Raw genomic sequence first — 305 nt, forward strand, 5'->3', positions numbered from 1 at the left:
CACCATGTTATCTCTCAGATAATCGAAACCAAACTCGTTGTTCGTTCCGTAAGTAATATCTGAGTTGTATGCTTTTCTTCTTCCGTCTGAATTCGGCTGGTGATTATCGATACAATCGATAGACATTCCGTGGAATTGATAAAGAGGACCCATCCAAGCGGAGTCTCTTTTTGCTAGGTAGTCGTTTACGGTTACAACGTGCACTCCTCTTTCCGGAAGTGAATTTAAGTAAATAGGTAATGTTCCTACCAAAGTTTTACCTTCACCGGTTGCCATCTCGGCAATTTTACCACTGTGAAGAATAA

The 305-nt window shown here is 41.0% G+C and carries 1 pseudogene; it reads right to left on the bottom strand.

From position 1 onward, the window contains the following. Positions 1-305: pseudogene (locus GB932_RS22315) on the bottom strand (preprotein translocase subunit SecA); the annotation flags it as partial.

It is taken from the genome of Microbacterium karelineae (genome assembly GCF_009745985.1).
Taxonomy (GTDB): domain Bacteria; phylum Actinomycetota; class Actinomycetes; order Actinomycetales; family Microbacteriaceae; genus Microbacterium; species Microbacterium karelineae.